Origin of the sequence: Thalassospira sp. MCCC 1A03138, assembly GCF_002115785.1 — a bacterium.
Lineage (GTDB): Bacteria > Pseudomonadota > Alphaproteobacteria > Rhodospirillales > Thalassospiraceae > Thalassospira.
In genome coordinates this window covers 157,307-172,618 of record NZ_JFJY01000007.1, presented here as the reverse complement: position 1 = coordinate 172,618, position 15,312 = coordinate 157,307, and the positions used below count along the sequence as shown (strand labels likewise).

Sequence of the window (15,312 nt, the reverse complement as noted above, 5' to 3'; positions counted from 1 at the left end):
TGGACGTCTAAATACAAAAGCCCGCCGACGTGGCGTCGTGCGGGCTTTTATGCAATCTGGCGGAGAGTGCTTGCGAAACCGCTTATTTCGCAAGCAGGCTGGTGGCGATACTTTCGGCGGCAGAGCCTTCGCTGCTGTCTTCGGCAAAAGCAGCGGTCTTTTCACGAATCCAGTTCTGAACTTCGGCTTCGCTGACATCGACCTTTGTTGCCATCACCGCAATGACGGCTTCCGTGGCAAGGACATGAGACGCAATGTTGTTGACCGCGACATGCAGGTCATTGATGTGGCGTGATGCGGCCTCGGACATGTCGCCCAGTTCAGCGGAAAGCTTCTGGATCAGTTCCTGAATCTCGTCGAGCGAAGTGCTCATGGTCGTCTCCCTTTTGCGCGGTTCTGCGCTACTTCCCCAACGGATTGATATCTTATGAACAAGCTTCGTGTTTTCGGGGGCCTTTGTAAAGGCAGGGAAAGCGAAAACAGTTAACGATCTGCTGCCGTGCGGTCGTCTATCCAGTCCGTGTGATGTTTCAGGGCAATGTTACAGTTTATGGAACGAAGGCTGTCAAACCTGCGGCTGGAAACAGGAAAAATGCCGGTTTCAGTTTTGATTTCGGCCCGGATCTGTTTCAGGAAAATCTTTGATAAATAAAGGTTTTTCCGAGGTCTTTTTCATGTCCGATGCGTTGTCACATAACGTTAACAAAAGTGACGCAATACCGTAAGCACCCAGCGTTAGAGTCCGCCTCGCAGATCGTTGCACCGTTCCGGTTTGGAACAATTACTGGGGAATTTACCATGAAGAAGACTCTTGCTGTTGCGGCGCTGATGAGCGTTGCCTTTGTTGGCGCGGCTCAGGCACGCGACCAGATTCGTATCGTTGGTTCGTCCACCGTTTTCCCGTTCGCAACTGCGGTTGCTGAAGAATTCGGTAAAACCACCTCGTTCAAGACACCGGTTATTGAATCGACCGGTTCCGGCGGTGGTCTGAAGCTGTTCTGCGCCGGTGTTGGCGAACAGCATCCGGACATTACCAATGCTTCGCGTCGCATCAAGAAGTCCGAAGTTGAAACCTGTGCCAAAAACGGCATCAGCGAAATCACCGAAGTCAAAGTCGGTTACGACGGTATCGTTCTGTCGAACTCCAAGGATGCTCCGCGTCTTGACCTGACCAAAGAACAGATCTTCCTGGCGCTGGCCAAAACCGTCCCTTCGAAAGACGGCAAGTCGCTGATCGATAACCCGTACAGCACCTGGGCCGAAATCGACCCGAGCCTGCCGGACGTTAAAATCGAAGTTCTCGGCCCGCCCCCGACCTCCGGTACCCGTGACGCTTTCACCGAGCTGGTACTTGAAGAAGCCTGTGACTCCTTCGAAGCCATTAAGGCAATCAAAGACAACAAAGATCAGCACGGTGCGGTTTGCAAAGGCGTTCGTGAAGACGGTGCCTATGTTGAAGCCGGTGAAAACGACAACCTGATCGTTCAGAAACTCGAAGCAAACCATGATGCGTTTGGTATCTTCGGCTTCTCGTTCCTTGATCAGAACGGCGACAAACTTCAGGGTTCCCTGATTGCAGGTGTTGAGCCGACCTTCGAAGCCATCTCGGCTGGTGATTACCCGGTTTCGCGTTCGCTGTACTTCTATGTCAAGAACGCCCATGTTGGTACCATTCCGGGTATCAAAGAATATCTGACCGAATTCACCTCCGACAAAGCATTTGGTGACGAAGGTTACCTTGCTGACCGTGGTCTCATTCCGATGGATGCGGCCGAGCGTGAAGCAGTCCGTAATGCTGCGCTGAACCTTGCTCCGCTGAGCATGTAACGCGATCTTTCAACCGGTGGCAGCCTTTTCTGCCACCGGTTTCTTTGTTTTCAGGCTTTAATTGATTTATTCTTGGACCTGCCTTAAACGCGCACCAAGTTTTTTGGTCATTCTTTGGCAAATGGATTAATCGCAATGTCCCTGACCTATTTGCTGCTTGCTGTGGCACTCCTATGTGCCGTGTCATTTTATTTCGGTCGACAGCGCGCGGTAGCCCTGTCGAACGGTCGATACAGCAATCTTCATTCGCTGCCTGCGCATTACGGGATGTATACGGCGTTGTGGTGCGGCCTGCCGGCTTTGGGCCTTTTGCTGGTTTGGATGATGTTTGAAGGGACGATCATTCAGACAATGATCGTTGCCGATCTTCCCGAAGAAGTGACGTCCAATTCCGGGCTGTTATCTTTGGCGCTTAACAGCATCTCGCAAATTGCTGCCGGAGGCGGGGAACATCTTACCGTTTCTCCCGAGATTGTAGAGGCCGGCCATCGGCTTGCCAATCTTAACACCATCGCAAATGCTGCTCTTATTGTTGTGATGGTGTCTGTTGCCCTGGTGGGCTTGGCTCTGTCTTACCGCCGGATTTCTTCGGAAATGCGCGCGCGAAACAATGTCGAACGGTTGTTTCGCTATATCATGATCGTGTGTTCAGCGATTGCCATCCTGTCGACGGTCGGCATTGTTTTCTCGCTATTGTTTGAAGCGCTGCATTTCTTTGGCAAGGTCAGCCCGCTGGACTTCCTGTTCGGTCTGGAATGGAGCCCGCAGACGGCCATCCGTGCAGATCAGGTGGCGTCCGACGGTGCATTTGGCGCAATCCCGCTTTTTGTTGGAACATTGCTGATTACGCTGATTGCAATGTTTGTGGCGGTGCCGGTCGGTTTGTTCTCTGCCATCTATATGGGCGAATATGCATCGCCGAAATTCCGGGCGGTTGCCAAACCTGCACTTGAAATTCTGGCCGGCGTTCCGACGGTTGTTTACGGCTTCTTCGCTGCCCTGACAGTTGCTCCGTTCTTGCGCGACAATGGTGCCGTGCTTGGACTTGATGTCAGTTCCGAAAGTGCGCTGGCTGCAGGGCTGGTCATGGGGGTCATGATCATTCCGTTCGTGTCATCGCTGTCTGATGATGTCATGTCACAGGTGCCGAAGTCGTTGCGTGACGGATCATATGGCCTTGGTGCAACAAAGTCTGAAACCATTCGGCATGTGATTTTCCCCGCAGCTCTGCCCGGTATTGTTGGTGCGGTATTGTTGGCGGTGTCGCGTGCTATTGGTGAAACCATGATCGTTGTGATGGCTGCCGGACTTGCCGCCAACATGACTGTAAACCCGTTGCAGGCTGTGACCACTGTTACCGTGCAGATCGTAACACTTCTGGTCGGTGACCAGGAATTTGACAGTGCCAAAACCCTGTCGGCATTTGCACTGGGTCTGCTTCTTTTCCTTATCACCTTGGGTCTGAACGTGTTTGCCCTTAAGGTTGTTCAGAAGTATCGCGAGAAATATGACTGATATGGCATCGCTTATGGAAGACAGAGCCGCCGCAAAAGTGATCTCTGGCAATCTGCACACGCCGGTTGACTGGGACAGCCCGAAATTGGCACGTAATATTAAAAAACGTTACGCAGCGGAACGCAGGTTCAAGATTTACGGCTTAAGCGCAATTGCAATCGCGCTTCTGGCGCTGGTTGTGCTTGGTTATTCGATCATTTCGAAAGGTTATAGCGCCTTTTTCCAGACCTATGTTCAGATGGAAATCTTTTTCGACCCGGCCAAGATCGATCCGGACGGAACAGGTGACCCGGCAATTATTGGCAGGGCCAATTTTGATGGTCTGATCAGGGATGCACTGAGCAAACAGTTCCCGGAAGTGAGTGGACGTAGCGAACGGCGTGATCTCTATGACATTGTTTCGGGTGGGGCATCTTATGATTTGCGTGAGAGGGTGCTTGAAAATCCGTCTCTGATCGGACAGACCCGGAAGGTCTGGCTGATTTCCGGTGACGACTTTGATATGCTCAACAAAGGTTATATCAGTGCAAACACAGATGAAGGCGACCGTCGCCTGAACGATCAGGAAGTTGGTTGGTACAATACACTGGTCTCCCAAGGATCGGTTGAAAAGCAGTTCCATACGCGGTTCTTTACCAATGGTGATTCCCGCGAACCGGAATTGGCCGGGATTTGGGGGGCTGCGGTCGGGTCTTTCTATACGCTGGTTGTGACACTGATACTGTCGTTTCCGATTGGTGTTCTGGCGGCGATCTATCTGGAAGAATTTGCACCGCGAAACCGGTTCACGACGATTGTCGAAGTCAACATCAACAATCTTGCGGCTGTGCCGTCGATCGTGTTCGGTCTTCTAGGGCTTGAGGTTTACCTTAATGTCATGCACCTGCCGCGGTCGGCCCCGGTTGTTGGTGGTCTGACGCTGGCCCTCATGACATTGCCGACCATCATCATCGCATCACGTGCAGCGATCAAGGCCGTGCCGCCGTCGATCCGGCAGGCTGCCCTTGGCCTTGGGGCGTCGCCGGTTCAGACGGTGACCCATCACGTGTTGCCGCTCGCGATGCCCGGTATTCTGACCGGAACCATCATCGGCATGGCGCAGGCTCTTGGGGAAACCGCACCGCTTCTGATGATCGGTATGGTGGCGTTTATTGTTGATATCCCGGGCGGGGCACTTGATCCGGCGACAGTTCTGCCGGTGCAGATTTATCTGTGGGCGGATAGTCCGGAACGTGCCTTTGTCGAGAAGACTTCGGCGGCCATCATGGTCTTGCTGGGTTTCCTGATCCTGATGAACGGATTGGCCGTGTATCTGCGCAAGAAATTTGAACGGAAGTGGTAAAATGGCTGTTGTAACTCAAAGCGCAATGACGGCAGAGCCGTCAGTCACTAGCCCGAAAATGACGGCCCGTGACCTCAATCTTTTTTACGGCGACAACCAGGCGCTTTTTGATGTCAATCTTGACATTGTCGAACGTCAGGTCACAGCACTTATCGGCCCGTCGGGCTGTGGCAAATCAACCTTTCTGCGGTGCATGAACCGCATGAATGACACGATTGACGGTGTCACTATCAAGGGCAAGGTAACGCTTGACGACCGTGATATCTATGACAAGGCAATCGACGTTGTTCAGTTGCGCGCGCGCATTGGCATGGTGTTCCAGAAACCGAACCCGTTCCCGAAGTCGATTTATGACAACGTGGCCTATGGCCCGCGTATTCATGGTCTGGTGAATTCGCGAGACGAACTCGATGAAATCGTCATGACCTCGCTTGAACGGGCGGGTCTACTGAAAGAAGTCAAAGACCGTCTGCCGGAACCGGCAACCGGTCTTTCGGGTGGTCAGCAGCAGCGCCTTTGCATTGCGCGGGCGGTTGCCGTCAGCCCCGAAGTCATCCTGATGGATGAACCGTGTTCGGCACTTGACCCGATTGCAACCGCAAAGGTCGAGGAACTGATCGACGAGCTTCGTTCGAACTACACCATTGTGATCGTGACGCACTCCATGCAGCAGGCGGCCCGCGTGTCGCAGCGCACGGCGTTCTTCCACCTCGGCAAGCTGGTTGAAGTGGGCGAAACCGATCAGATTTTCACCAATCCCAAGGACGAACGCACCAAGGGATACATCACGGGTCGCTTCGGTTAAGTCCGGGCAGGAGTATTTTAGATGGCCGATGAGAAACATCATATCGTCAGTTCGTTTGACGAAGAACTGACCCGTCTGAACAACATCATCTCGCAGATGGGCGGGCTTGCCGAAAGCCAACTGATTTCTGCGATCCGTGCGATCGTCAAACGGGATTCGGAACTGGCCGAGAAGGTCATTCTTTCCGATCACCGTATTGATACGCTGGAACAGGAAGTGCAGGATTTTGCCGTGCGTCTGCTGGCCCTGCGTCAGCCGATGGCAGATGACCTGCGTCAGGTGGTGACCGCGCTTAAACTTTCCAATGATCTGGAACGTATCGGCGATCTGGCGAAAAACATTGCCAAGCGCGCACAGGTTCTGAACCAGGTGCCGCCTATCCGCCCGGTTCAGGTGATTCCGAACATGGCCAAGCTGTGTCAGGAAATCATCAAGGACGTTCTGGACGCCTATATCGAAGGCGATGCGGAAAAGGCACAGCGTGTCTGGGCGCGCGATCAGGAAGTTGACGATATGTACAACTCCCTGTTCCGTGAACTGCTGACCTATATGATGGAAGATCCGCGTAACATCACGGCATCGACCCATCTGCTGTTTATCGCCAAGAATATCGAACGTATTGGCGATCATGCGACTAATATCGCCGAAACGATCTATTACCGGATCAAGGGCGAAGACCTGCCGATGGATACTCGGCCAAAAAATGACGCGGCGAACTTTGCCGTCGTAGAACCGAATGAGTGACACTGGAGCATAGGAAGATGGACCCAACGGTTCTTATCGTCGAGGACGAAGCTGCAATCGTAACCATGTTGCGCTACAACCTCGAACGCGAGGGGATGCAGGTTGTCGAAGCCGGGGACGGTGACGAAGCGTTGAAAATTCTGGCCGAAACCCATGTCGATCTGGTCCTTCTGGACTGGATGCTGCCGGTGATGTCAGGGATCGAGGTTTGCCGCCAGATCCGCCGGAAGCCTGAAAGCCGCGATTTGCCGGTGATCATGGTTACGGCGCGTGGCGAAGAAGGCGACCGCATCCGCGGCCTTGATACCGGGGCCGATGATTATGTGACCAAGCCGTTTGCGATTGGTGAATTGCTGGCCCGTATTCGCGCACTTCTGCGTCGATCCGGTCCGGCGCAACCACAAGGGCAGTTGATCTATTCTGATATCGAAATGGATCTGGCCGCCCATCGTGTCAGTCGTAACGGCAAGGCTATCCATCTTGGCCCAACCGAATTCCGTCTGCTGCGTTATTTCCTGGAACATCCGGGGCGGGTTTTCTCGCGCGAGCAGCTTCTGAATGCGGTTTGGGGGCCGAATATCTATGTCGAAACCCGCACGGTTGATGTTCACATTCGTCGTCTGCGCAAGGCATTGAATGACGTCAAGGGAACGCGCGATGTGATCCGCACGGTTCGTGCCGCGGGTTATGCACTGGATGTCGAAGCCGCCTGATTGCGGTTATTCCGGAAGACGAAACGAAAGACCCCCATTATTGTGATGGGGGTCTTTGTGTTTCAGTTGCTTTTCCTGGATTTTTCCGGTTTGGCAGTTTTTTGTGCCTGGTCTTCGGTTTTTTGGCGCGCGGTGCGCGGGGCAAGTTCGTTCATCAGCAGCATATCGGCACGCCGGAACTTGGCTATTTCGATATCGATATCTTCCTGCGGGATATCGCAGGCCGCCAGAACGTGATCGGACAGGCGTAAACCGGTTTCAAGTACCTCGGGGATGGCCGCATCGGCACCACTGCGTGACAGGGGACCGATATGGGTGATGTCCTGGGCACGGGCAAAGATTTTCAGATGCGGATAATGCTGTCGCAGCAAGGCGACGGTCTTTTCCGTTGCGTGCGGGTTGCCCATGGCAACGGCGGCAATATGGGCCTGTTCGGTATGGGCGGCACGAAATGTTTCCGGTCGGGACCCATCGGCAAAATAAACCGGCAGGCCTTCGGCTCGGCCACGCGAAACCTGTTGGGCATCGGATTCCAGAACGATAAACGGGATTTCCTTGGTGCGCAGCAGACGGGCCAGAACCCGGCCGACGCGCCCGCAACCAATCACCAGAACATGTTTCTGAATGCCGTCGGTTTCATCCGAAATTTCGCTGAGCTGATCGGTTTCCTTGGGATGAAGCTTCTGTTCGATGCGATGGCCGAGCGAAATCAAAGTCGGCGTCAGACCCATCGAAATCGCAACCACCGGGATCAGCATCACGGCGATGTCAATCGGAACCGCCCCGTTCTGCGATGCCAGTGCAAGCATGACGAAGGCGAATTCACCACCGGCGGCCAGGCTCATGGCGACCCGGATTGACGATGCCCGGTTAAAGCCGATCAACAGGGACAATCCGAAAAGAACCGCTGCCTTTATGACCAGAAGCCCGATCAGCCACAAAATGATCGTTCCGGCCTGACCGATGACCACATTGGCATTGACCGACATTCCCACAGACATGAAGAACAGCGACAGGAAAACACCGCGAAATGGCGAAATGTCGGCTTCGATCTGATGGCGGAATTCGGTCTCGGCCAACATTACCCCGGCGATAAAGGCACCAAGCGCCATTGAAAGGCCCGCGGCTTCGGTCAATGTGCTGGCAGCCAGAACGACAAACAGGGTCCCGATTGCAAAAAGTTCGGGATTTTTAAGGGACGCAATGTAACGAAACAATCGTGGCAGCAGATAACGACCGGCCAGCAGCAGGACGGCAACAGCGCCGACCCCACTTAACGCGCTGATCCATGGGCTGGTTTCGGTCCCGGCCTTGCCAGCGGCCTGCACCATGATCAGGAAGGGACCAACCGCAACGTCCTGCAACAGCAGGATGGCAAGGGCTGCACGACCGAAACGTGTGTGCAACTGCCGTTCATCAGAAAGCTGTTTAAGGATGATCGCCGTTGATGACAGGGCAAGTGCCCCGGCAATAACGATGGAGGCAGGCATATCGTAATTGATCAGCAGCAATACACCGAACATCACGGCCATCGTGACGCCGATCTGCAGGAAGCCAAGGGTCGCGAACCGGCCCCCAATCACGCGCAAGCGTTCTCGCGACAATTCAAGACCGATCATGAACAGCAGAAAGACAATGCCAAGCTCGGCGACGGTGGAAATGTCTTCGCGGTCACTGATCAGGCCAAAACCGAAAGGGCCGATGCAAAAGCCGCCGATCAGGAAACCGATGATCGAGTTCGCACGTAATTTCTGTGCCAGCGGGACGGCAATCACCGCGGCGGTCAGGACAAGGAACAGCTCGAAAAGAACGCTGTGTGACATGATGGATTATGCGTCCGGCGCAGATAGGCGTGTAAAGGAAGTCGTTCACATCAGGATAGCGGAAATACCCCTATGATTTCTATGGAAATTTCGCGTATGAGAGGGCATCTGTGATGGATGACACGTCTTAAGAGTATGCGCCCGCGACGATTGCTTTCGGCATGCGTGCCAGTGTGGGAACCGCATCACACCGATGTGACGAATGGTATTACGACGGGACGACGCAGCTTGCTATTCTGCGTTCGCAGTGCCATGTTCCGCTGGCCCATAAAAGGGCATGAAAAATCAGAAATTTCCCCAAACGAGCAGGCCGGAATTGGAACAGTTCATCCCCTATTTGCAGATTATCGGTGGTCTTGTGCTTTTGACTGCCGGTGGTGAGTTCATTGTTCGCGGTGCTGTCGGTCTGGCGCTGTTGATGGGGGTTTCCAAGATCATTGTTGGTTTGACCGTGGTTGCCGCGGGGACGTCGGCCCCCGAATTTGTCGTGTCGCTGAATGCGGCGCTTGCCGGGTCGGGCGACATCGCGATGGGGAACGTGGTGGGCTCCAACATTGCCAATATTCTTTTGATCCTCGGCGCAACAGCGGTTCTAAAACCGATTACGGCATCGCGGACCATGGTTGTGCGCGATGGCGGCACCATGCTGCTGGGGACCGTTCTGTTCATCGGGCTTTGCATGTTTGGCGTTGTCGAACGCTGGGCTGGGGCGGTGATGCTGCTGGTTCTGGCAGCGATCTGGTACTTTACCTATCAGCATGACAAAAAAAGCCCGGGTGATGCCAGCCACCTGCATGAGGAAGAAGTCGACGAAGTCGGCGAAGTACCAAGCGGTTGGCTCAAGCCGATTGTTGCTACGGTTATCGGGATTGTCGCCTTGACCTATGGGGCGGATCTGCTGGTGGATGGTGGTGTTTCTGTCGCGCGTCAGTTCGGTGTGTCCGAAGCCGTCATTGGCTTGACCCTTGTCGCATTCGGAACATCGCTTCCTGAACTGGCGGCATCGATTGTTGCCGCGTTCCGCGGGCATTCCGACGTTGCACTTGGCAATGTTGTTGGTTCCAATCTTTTGAACCTGCTGGTGATCATCGGTGGTGTATCGCTGATTGCGCCGATTGCGGTGCCTGATCAGATACTGCAATCCGATCTGTGGATCATGTTGGCGGTGACTATTCTTTTGCTGGTTGTCGGCTATTTCCTGCGCGGCGTGTCGCGGATTACGGGGATTGTCTTTGTTCTTGCCTATCTTGGATATGTCGCGAGTCTGGTTACGGCATGATTGATCTTCATGCCTGAAACGGTAAATGCGGTGATGGACCGGCTGGCGGGTTTGATTGTAAGTTCCGGAATGACCAAACATAAATGACGGCGGCCGATATTTAAGGGGGGCTGCCTTCCCCGGGAAAGAGGCGCACCTTGATGAACGGGATGGAAACCAGATGACAGGGAAAATGCCTAAAACGGCTCTTGTAACCGGGGCTGCCAAGCGTATCGGACGGGCTTTATCGCTTGATCTGGCGACACAGGGTTATGATGTTGCCCTTCATTGCCATTCCTCGCGCAGGGATGCGGAACAGCTTGCCGAGGAAATCCGGTCCCTTGGTCGCCGCGCCTGTGTTATTTCGGCTGATCTTGGCAAGGAAGAAGACACCAGCCGTGTAGTACGCGAAGCAACGGCGGCACTTGGCCCGATTGGTGTGCTGATCAATAATGCATCCACCTTTGAATATGATGATATCAGCACCGCCACGCGTGAGGGCTGGGACTATCATATGGAAGCCAATCTGCGCGCACCGTTTGTGTTGTCGCAGGATTTCGCCAAACGGCTGCCCACCGGGCAAAAGGGCGTCATCATCAACCTGATTGATCAGCGTGTCTGGAATCTGACACCGCATTTCATGACTTATACCTTGTCCAAGGCCGGTCTTTGGACGCTGACCCAGACACTGGCACTGGCATTAGCGCCGCACATCCGGGTCAATGCGATTGGTCCCGGCCCGGCACTGCCTAGTGTCCGGCAAACGCAGGAAGTTTTCGATCAGCAATGCGATCAGACGCCCCTGAAAATTGGGACAAACCCGCAAGAGATTTGCGACGCGGTACGATTTTTCCTTGCCGCGCCAGCCATCACCGGGCAAATGTTAGCGCTTGACGGCGGGCAGCACCTCAATTGGGCGCCCAGTGGCGAACAGAATATGCCAGAAGAATGATGCGTCGGGCTTGGGTTCCGGACATCTGGCCGCACCAAGCGCAGCACAAGGAAGACCAGACCATGACCGCAGGCCTTAAGCAGGACGATAACATTACGACACTGCCCTATGCAGATCATGCCGGCAGTTTGCGTCGTGTCTTCGTGCGTGACATGGTTGTCGAGACATCCATTGGCGTATATGACCATGAAAAACATGCTCCGCAGCGGGTGCGGATCAATCTGGACCTTGCCGTTCTGGAAGGCGAGGGTGTCCAGAATGACGATATTGCCACTGTTTTAAGCTACGAGGATCTGGTGACCGGCACGCGGGAAATTTGCCGCGACGGTCATGTGAACCTTGTGGAAACCCTTGGGGAAAAACTGGCCGATATGTGCCTGGCGGATCGTCGGGTACGCAAGGTAAACGTCCGGGTTGAAAAGCTTGATGTCTTTGACGACGTTGCCGCGGTCGGAGTGGAAATAGAGCGCTTTAATATCGCGCGCTGATCCCATCCGTAAATCTGCTTAAAATTTACTTTTGTTAACGGTTTTGGACGGGGACTCTGTGATTCCTCTAGGCCGAATCGCTGTCTCCCTTATGCACAAGCATCTGGGGGCATGGAATCAAAGGAAAATATTCTTTTTTGACTCCTGTATTACCGAATGTTTTCAGGTTGACAGTATTTTTTGTGTTTAAAAACAATAACTTAGACTGTTTGCTCAATAAATGTGCACTTCATAGAACGTTAAGACTCTCAAGGGGTGCAGCAAAGAGCCCCCCTATTACCCACAAACTTATCCACAGCCTTGGTGGACATCTTTTTTGGGTTGCGATTCTGTGAAGTGATGTTGCGACGTTAATCTTTTTGGGTATTGTCGGAAGCCACTTTGAGAAGTGACAGCCATCACAACTTTTGATTTTTAATAAATCTGCCGGAGACGCCTGATGAAGCCTGAAACCCCCTCCGAAAACCCCGCTCGGGAAATCGGATTGTCGCTTGAAGGCGATGATTATGACGGGGGGGCTGCGCGCGGTGTCGAGGCCATCAAAAATGCCCTGAAAACCATGCCGGGATCGGCCGGTGTCTATCGCATGATTGATGACAAGGACCGGGTTCTTTATGTCGGCAAGGCCAAGAACCTTAAAAAGCGCGTGGTGGCTTATACCCGTCTGATGCAGTTGCCGATACGGATTGCCCGTATGGTCGCGCAGACGGTGCGGATGGAAATCATCACCACCCACACCGAAGCCGAGGCGCTTCTTCTTGAATCCAACCTGATCAAGAAGCTTAAACCGCGTTACAATATCCTTCTGCGCGATGACAAAAGTTTCCCCTATATCCTGATCACCGAGGATCATGATTATCCGCGCATCGTCAAACATCGCGGGGCACGGGCCAAGGATGGCAGTTGCTTTGGTCCGTTTGCGTCCGCCTGGGCGGTGAACAACACGATCAACCATTTGCAGCGTGCCTTTTTGCTGCGGTCCTGCACCGATACTGTATTTTCCAACCGGTCGCGTCCTTGTCTGCTATATCAAATCAAGCGATGCTCAGCGCCGTGTGTGGATCGGGTTGCCAAGGCCGAATATGACGGGCTTGTAGATATCTGCCGTGACTTCCTGACCGGACGCAGCCAGAAAATCCTTAAACAGCTTGAAGCCGACATGCTTGCCGCGTCTGAGCGGATGGATTTCGAGCAGGCGGCGATGTATCGCGACCGTATCCGTGCGCTTAGTCAGATCAGGTCGCATCAGGACATTAATCTGGAAGGCGTAGAAGAGGCCGATGTGATTGCCCTGCATCACGAGGGCGGACAAAGCTGTGTTCAGGTCTTCTTCTTTCGGTCTGGTTCGAACTATGGCAACCGATCCTATTTCCCGCGACATGAGCAGGGGGCGGAAATTCCCGAAATCCTGTCGGCCTTTGTCGGGCAGTTTTATGCCGATAAACCGGCCCCGAAACAGGTGCTGCTATCGCATGAGATCGAAGGTCAGGAACTGGTCGAAACCGCATTGTCGATCAACAATAACCGCAAGATCACCCTGCAGGTACCCAAGCGTGGCGGTCGGCGCAAGCTTGTTGAACATGCGTTGACCAATGCAAAGGATGCGCTGGGGCGGCGCATGGCCGAAAGTGCTTCGCAACGGAAATTGCTGGAAGATCTGGCTGATAAACTCGAACTGGATAGCACGCCGGAACGCATCGAGGTTTATGATAACAGCCACATTCAGGGCACCAATATGGTCGGTGGCATGATTGTCGCCGGGCCAGAAGGTTTCATGAAAAGTGCCTATCGCAAATTCAACATCAAGGGCGACATCGCGCCGGGTGATGACTTTGCCATGATGCGCGAAGTGCTGACCCGCCGCTTTGCCCGTGCGCAAAAAGAAGACCCGGACCGCGAAAACGGAACATGGCCGGACCTTTGCCTGATCGATGGTGGCTTGGGGCAGCTTGGCGTTGCCCGCGAAGTGCTAGAAGACCTAGGGATCGAAGACGTGATGCTTGTCGGCGTTGCCAAGGGTGTTGATCGAAATGCGGGCAAGGAAGTGCTGCATATCCCCGGAAAACCGCCCGTGCGCCTTGATATGCAGGACCCGGTTTTATATTTCATCCAGCGTTTGCGCGATGAAGCCCATCGCTGGGCGATTGGCACGCATCGCGCCAAACGATCCAAGCAGATTGGTAAAAGCGTTCTGGACAACGTGCCCGGTGTTGGCGGGGCACGAAAAAAGGCGCTGCTGCATCATTTCGGCTCCGCCCGCGGCGTCGCCGATGCTGGATTGGCCGATCTTGAGGCGGTAGACGGCATAAGTGCCGCCCTTGCGCGCAAGATTTATGATCATTTCCATGACACGGAATAAAAAACCTGTGGCAGGCATCTTGCTTTTTGCCGGTCAGGGCGCGATACCCGACGCGGTTTGATAACGCGCCATGCTGATCGGGCAGAGTGCGTTACTGGGGTAACGTCTAAAAGTCAGCTTAAGGAAACCGATGCGATACTTTCCTTCCTGGTCTCTGACCCGGTCTTCTACTGTCATGCCTGATGAACGTCTGCCGTGGGGCGCGATGTTCCCGATGGGCTTGCAGCACCTTGTTGCCATGTCGGGGGCAACCATTCTTGGCCCGCTTCTGATGGGGTTTGATCCCAATCTGGCGATCCTGTTTTCCGGTATCGGCACCCTGATCTTCTTCATCTGCACGGCGGGCCGTGTACCGAGTTATCTGGGCTCGTCCTTTGCCTTTATCGCCGTGGTGATTGCCGCCACCGGTTATGCTGGATCGGGACCAAACCCGGATATTGGTGGGGCCCTTGGCGGGATCATCGCTGCTGGTGCGCTTTATGCCGTGATCGGTTTGATTGTGATGGCGACCGGGACTGGCTGGGTGGAAAAACTGATGCCGCCTGCGGTCACCGGTGCGGTTGGCGCAGCGATTGGGCTTAATCTGGCGCCGGTCGGGATCAATGGCATCACGGGCGATAACATGCATATGCTGGTGGCTCTTCTGACATTGCTGTCGGTGGCGATGGTTTCTGTCTATGCGCCGGTTTCTGTGCGTCGTGTATCGATTCTGATTGGAATTCTGGCCGGTTATGTGTTGGTGCTGGTTCTTGGCAATGGTTTGGGCCTGATGCCCGTGATTGATTTCTCCGAATTGTCGCAAGCCGCATGGTTTGGGATGCCAGCGTTTGTCGCGCCACGGTTTGAAAATTCGGCGATGGTCATGATCGCACCTGTCGCCTTCATTCTGGTGGCGGAGAACCTCGGTCATATCAAAGCGATTGGCGGCATGACCAAACAGAATATGGATCGCTATATCGGCCGTGGCTTTGTCGGCGATGGTCTGGCAACCATGCTTGCCGGGTCGGGCGGCGGTACGGGGGTGACCACCTATGTTGAAAACATGGGTGTCATGGCCGTCACTCGCGTCTTTTCGACCCTGATCTTTGTGATTGCGGCTGTCATTGCAATCCTGCTGGGCTTTTCGCCGAAATTCGGGGCGTTGCTCCATACCATCCCGGCACCGGTTCTGGGCGGGCTTGGTGTTGCGGTATTTGGACTTATCGCAGCGGCGATGGTGCGCCTTTGGGTGGATAACCGGGTCGATTTTTCCGATCCGCGCAATCTTTTCACCGTTGGCATCACCCTTATTTTCGGGGGCGGCGACTTCACGGTGAAATTTGGCGGTTTCGCGATTGGCGGGATCGGCACGGCGACGCTTGCGGCAATCATTCTCTACCAGTTGCTCAGCATTGGTCGCAAATCATCCGAGGCCCCCGCGGACTGAGGCGTTTGAAACGCAAGGGCGATGTTTCGGTTGTTTGACATCTGAAACATCGCCCTTGTT

At 54.2% G+C, this 15,312-nt stretch carries 13 protein-coding genes; 11 read left to right on the top strand and 2 right to left on the bottom strand.

Features of this window, described 5'->3' with window-relative positions; genetic code table 11:
* Positions 1-82: 82 nt before the first annotated feature.
* Complete coding sequence (locus TH468_RS15465) at positions 83-373, bottom strand: hypothetical protein (protein WP_085645519.1); 291 nt, start codon at positions 371-373, stop codon at positions 83-85.
* Positions 374-798: 425 nt separating this feature from the next.
* Here TH468_RS15465 and TH468_RS15460 point away from each other — a divergent pair, with 425 nt between their 5' ends.
* The 6 genes from TH468_RS15460 to phoB all read left to right on the top strand — a co-directional run bounded on the left by TH468_RS15460 (position 799) and on the right by phoB (position 6,946).
* A complete protein-coding gene (locus TH468_RS15460; RefSeq protein ID WP_085645518.1) occupies positions 799-1,827 on the top strand; it encodes a PstS family phosphate ABC transporter substrate-binding protein in 1,029 nt (342 codons plus the stop codon).
* 135 nt (positions 1,828-1,962) lie between these two features.
* Entirely contained in the window at positions 1,963-3,342 is a 1,380-nt protein-coding gene (gene pstC / locus TH468_RS15455) for a phosphate ABC transporter permease subunit PstC (RefSeq protein ID WP_085645517.1), read from the top strand.
* Positions 3,335-4,684, top strand: a complete 1,350-nt coding sequence (pstA, locus tag TH468_RS15450) for a phosphate ABC transporter permease PstA (RefSeq protein ID WP_085645516.1) — start codon at positions 3,335-3,337, stop codon at positions 4,682-4,684. Before pstC ends, pstA begins: the two co-directional genes overlap by 8 nt.
* 1 nt (position 4,685) lies before the next feature.
* Entirely contained in the window at positions 4,686-5,489 is an 804-nt protein-coding gene (pstB, locus tag TH468_RS15445) for a phosphate ABC transporter ATP-binding protein PstB (RefSeq protein WP_037987065.1), read from the top strand.
* Between the two features lie 21 nt (positions 5,490-5,510).
* Positions 5,511-6,233 carry a phosphate signaling complex protein PhoU gene (gene phoU, locus TH468_RS15440; RefSeq protein WP_085645515.1) on the top strand — a complete coding sequence of 241 codons (723 nt, stop codon included), beginning with the start codon at positions 5,511-5,513 and terminating at the stop codon, positions 6,231-6,233.
* A gap of 17 nt (positions 6,234-6,250) precedes the next feature.
* Positions 6,251-6,946, top strand: coding sequence for a phosphate regulon transcriptional regulator PhoB (gene phoB, locus TH468_RS15435; protein WP_007091986.1), 696 nt, complete (start codon positions 6,251-6,253; stop codon positions 6,944-6,946).
* 62 nt (positions 6,947-7,008) lie between these two features.
* Here phoB and TH468_RS15430 read toward each other — a convergent pair whose 3' ends face one another.
* A complete protein-coding gene (locus TH468_RS15430; RefSeq protein ID WP_085645514.1) occupies positions 7,009-8,769 on the bottom strand; it encodes a cation:proton antiporter in 1,761 nt (586 codons plus the stop codon).
* Between the two features lie 316 nt (positions 8,770-9,085).
* Here TH468_RS15430 and TH468_RS15425 point away from each other — a divergent pair, with 316 nt between their 5' ends.
* The 5 genes from TH468_RS15425 to TH468_RS15405 all read left to right on the top strand — a co-directional run bounded on the left by TH468_RS15425 (position 9,086) and on the right by TH468_RS15405 (position 15,252).
* On the top strand, positions 9,086-10,048 hold the full coding sequence (locus tag TH468_RS15425; RefSeq protein ID WP_063094364.1) for a calcium/sodium antiporter: 963 nt from the start codon (positions 9,086-9,088) through the stop codon (positions 10,046-10,048).
* A gap of 160 nt (positions 10,049-10,208) precedes the next feature.
* On the top strand, positions 10,209-10,979 hold the full coding sequence (locus TH468_RS15420) for an SDR family oxidoreductase (protein WP_168177158.1): 771 nt from the start codon (positions 10,209-10,211) through the stop codon (positions 10,977-10,979).
* Positions 10,980-11,041: 62 nt separating this feature from the next.
* On the top strand, positions 11,042-11,467 hold the full coding sequence (folB, locus tag TH468_RS15415; protein ID WP_051682075.1) for a dihydroneopterin aldolase: 426 nt from the start codon (positions 11,042-11,044) through the stop codon (positions 11,465-11,467).
* A gap of 439 nt (positions 11,468-11,906) precedes the next feature.
* On the top strand, positions 11,907-13,826 hold the full coding sequence (gene uvrC, locus TH468_RS15410; RefSeq protein WP_139834731.1) for an excinuclease ABC subunit UvrC: 1,920 nt from the start codon (positions 11,907-11,909) through the stop codon (positions 13,824-13,826).
* Positions 13,827-14,001: 175 nt separating this feature from the next.
* Positions 14,002-15,252, top strand: coding sequence for a uracil-xanthine permease family protein (locus tag TH468_RS15405; RefSeq protein WP_246832352.1), 1,251 nt, complete (start codon positions 14,002-14,004; stop codon positions 15,250-15,252).
* Positions 15,253-15,312: the final 60 nt, after the last annotated feature.

Bases quoted from the DNA above. Each gene is read 5' to 3' on its own strand.
- TH468_RS15465 (WP_085645519.1), bottom strand. From the start codon at position 373: ATGAGCACTTCGCTCGACGAGATTCAGGAACTGATCCAGAAGCTTTCC.
- TH468_RS15460 (WP_085645518.1), top strand. From the start codon at position 799: ATGAAGAAGACTCTTGCTGTTGCGGCGCTGATGAGCGTTGCCTTTGTT.
- pstC (WP_085645517.1), top strand. From the start codon at position 1,963: ATGTCCCTGACCTATTTGCTGCTTGCTGTGGCACTCCTATGTGCCGTG.
- pstA (WP_085645516.1), top strand. From the start codon at position 3,335: ATGACTGATATGGCATCGCTTATGGAAGACAGAGCCGCCGCAAAAGTG.
- pstB (WP_037987065.1), top strand. From the start codon at position 4,686: ATGGCTGTTGTAACTCAAAGCGCAATGACGGCAGAGCCGTCAGTCACT.
- phoU (WP_085645515.1), top strand. From the start codon at position 5,511: ATGGCCGATGAGAAACATCATATCGTCAGTTCGTTTGACGAAGAACTG.
- phoB (WP_007091986.1), top strand. From the start codon at position 6,251: ATGGACCCAACGGTTCTTATCGTCGAGGACGAAGCTGCAATCGTAACC.
- TH468_RS15430 (WP_085645514.1), bottom strand. From the start codon at position 8,769: ATGTCACACAGCGTTCTTTTCGAGCTGTTCCTTGTCCTGACCGCCGCG.
- TH468_RS15420 (WP_168177158.1), top strand. From the start codon at position 10,209: ATGACAGGGAAAATGCCTAAAACGGCTCTTGTAACCGGGGCTGCCAAG.
- folB (WP_051682075.1), top strand. From the start codon at position 11,042: ATGACCGCAGGCCTTAAGCAGGACGATAACATTACGACACTGCCCTAT.
- uvrC (WP_139834731.1), top strand. From the start codon at position 11,907: ATGAAGCCTGAAACCCCCTCCGAAAACCCCGCTCGGGAAATCGGATTG.
- TH468_RS15405 (WP_246832352.1), top strand. From the start codon at position 14,002: ATGCCTGATGAACGTCTGCCGTGGGGCGCGATGTTCCCGATGGGCTTG.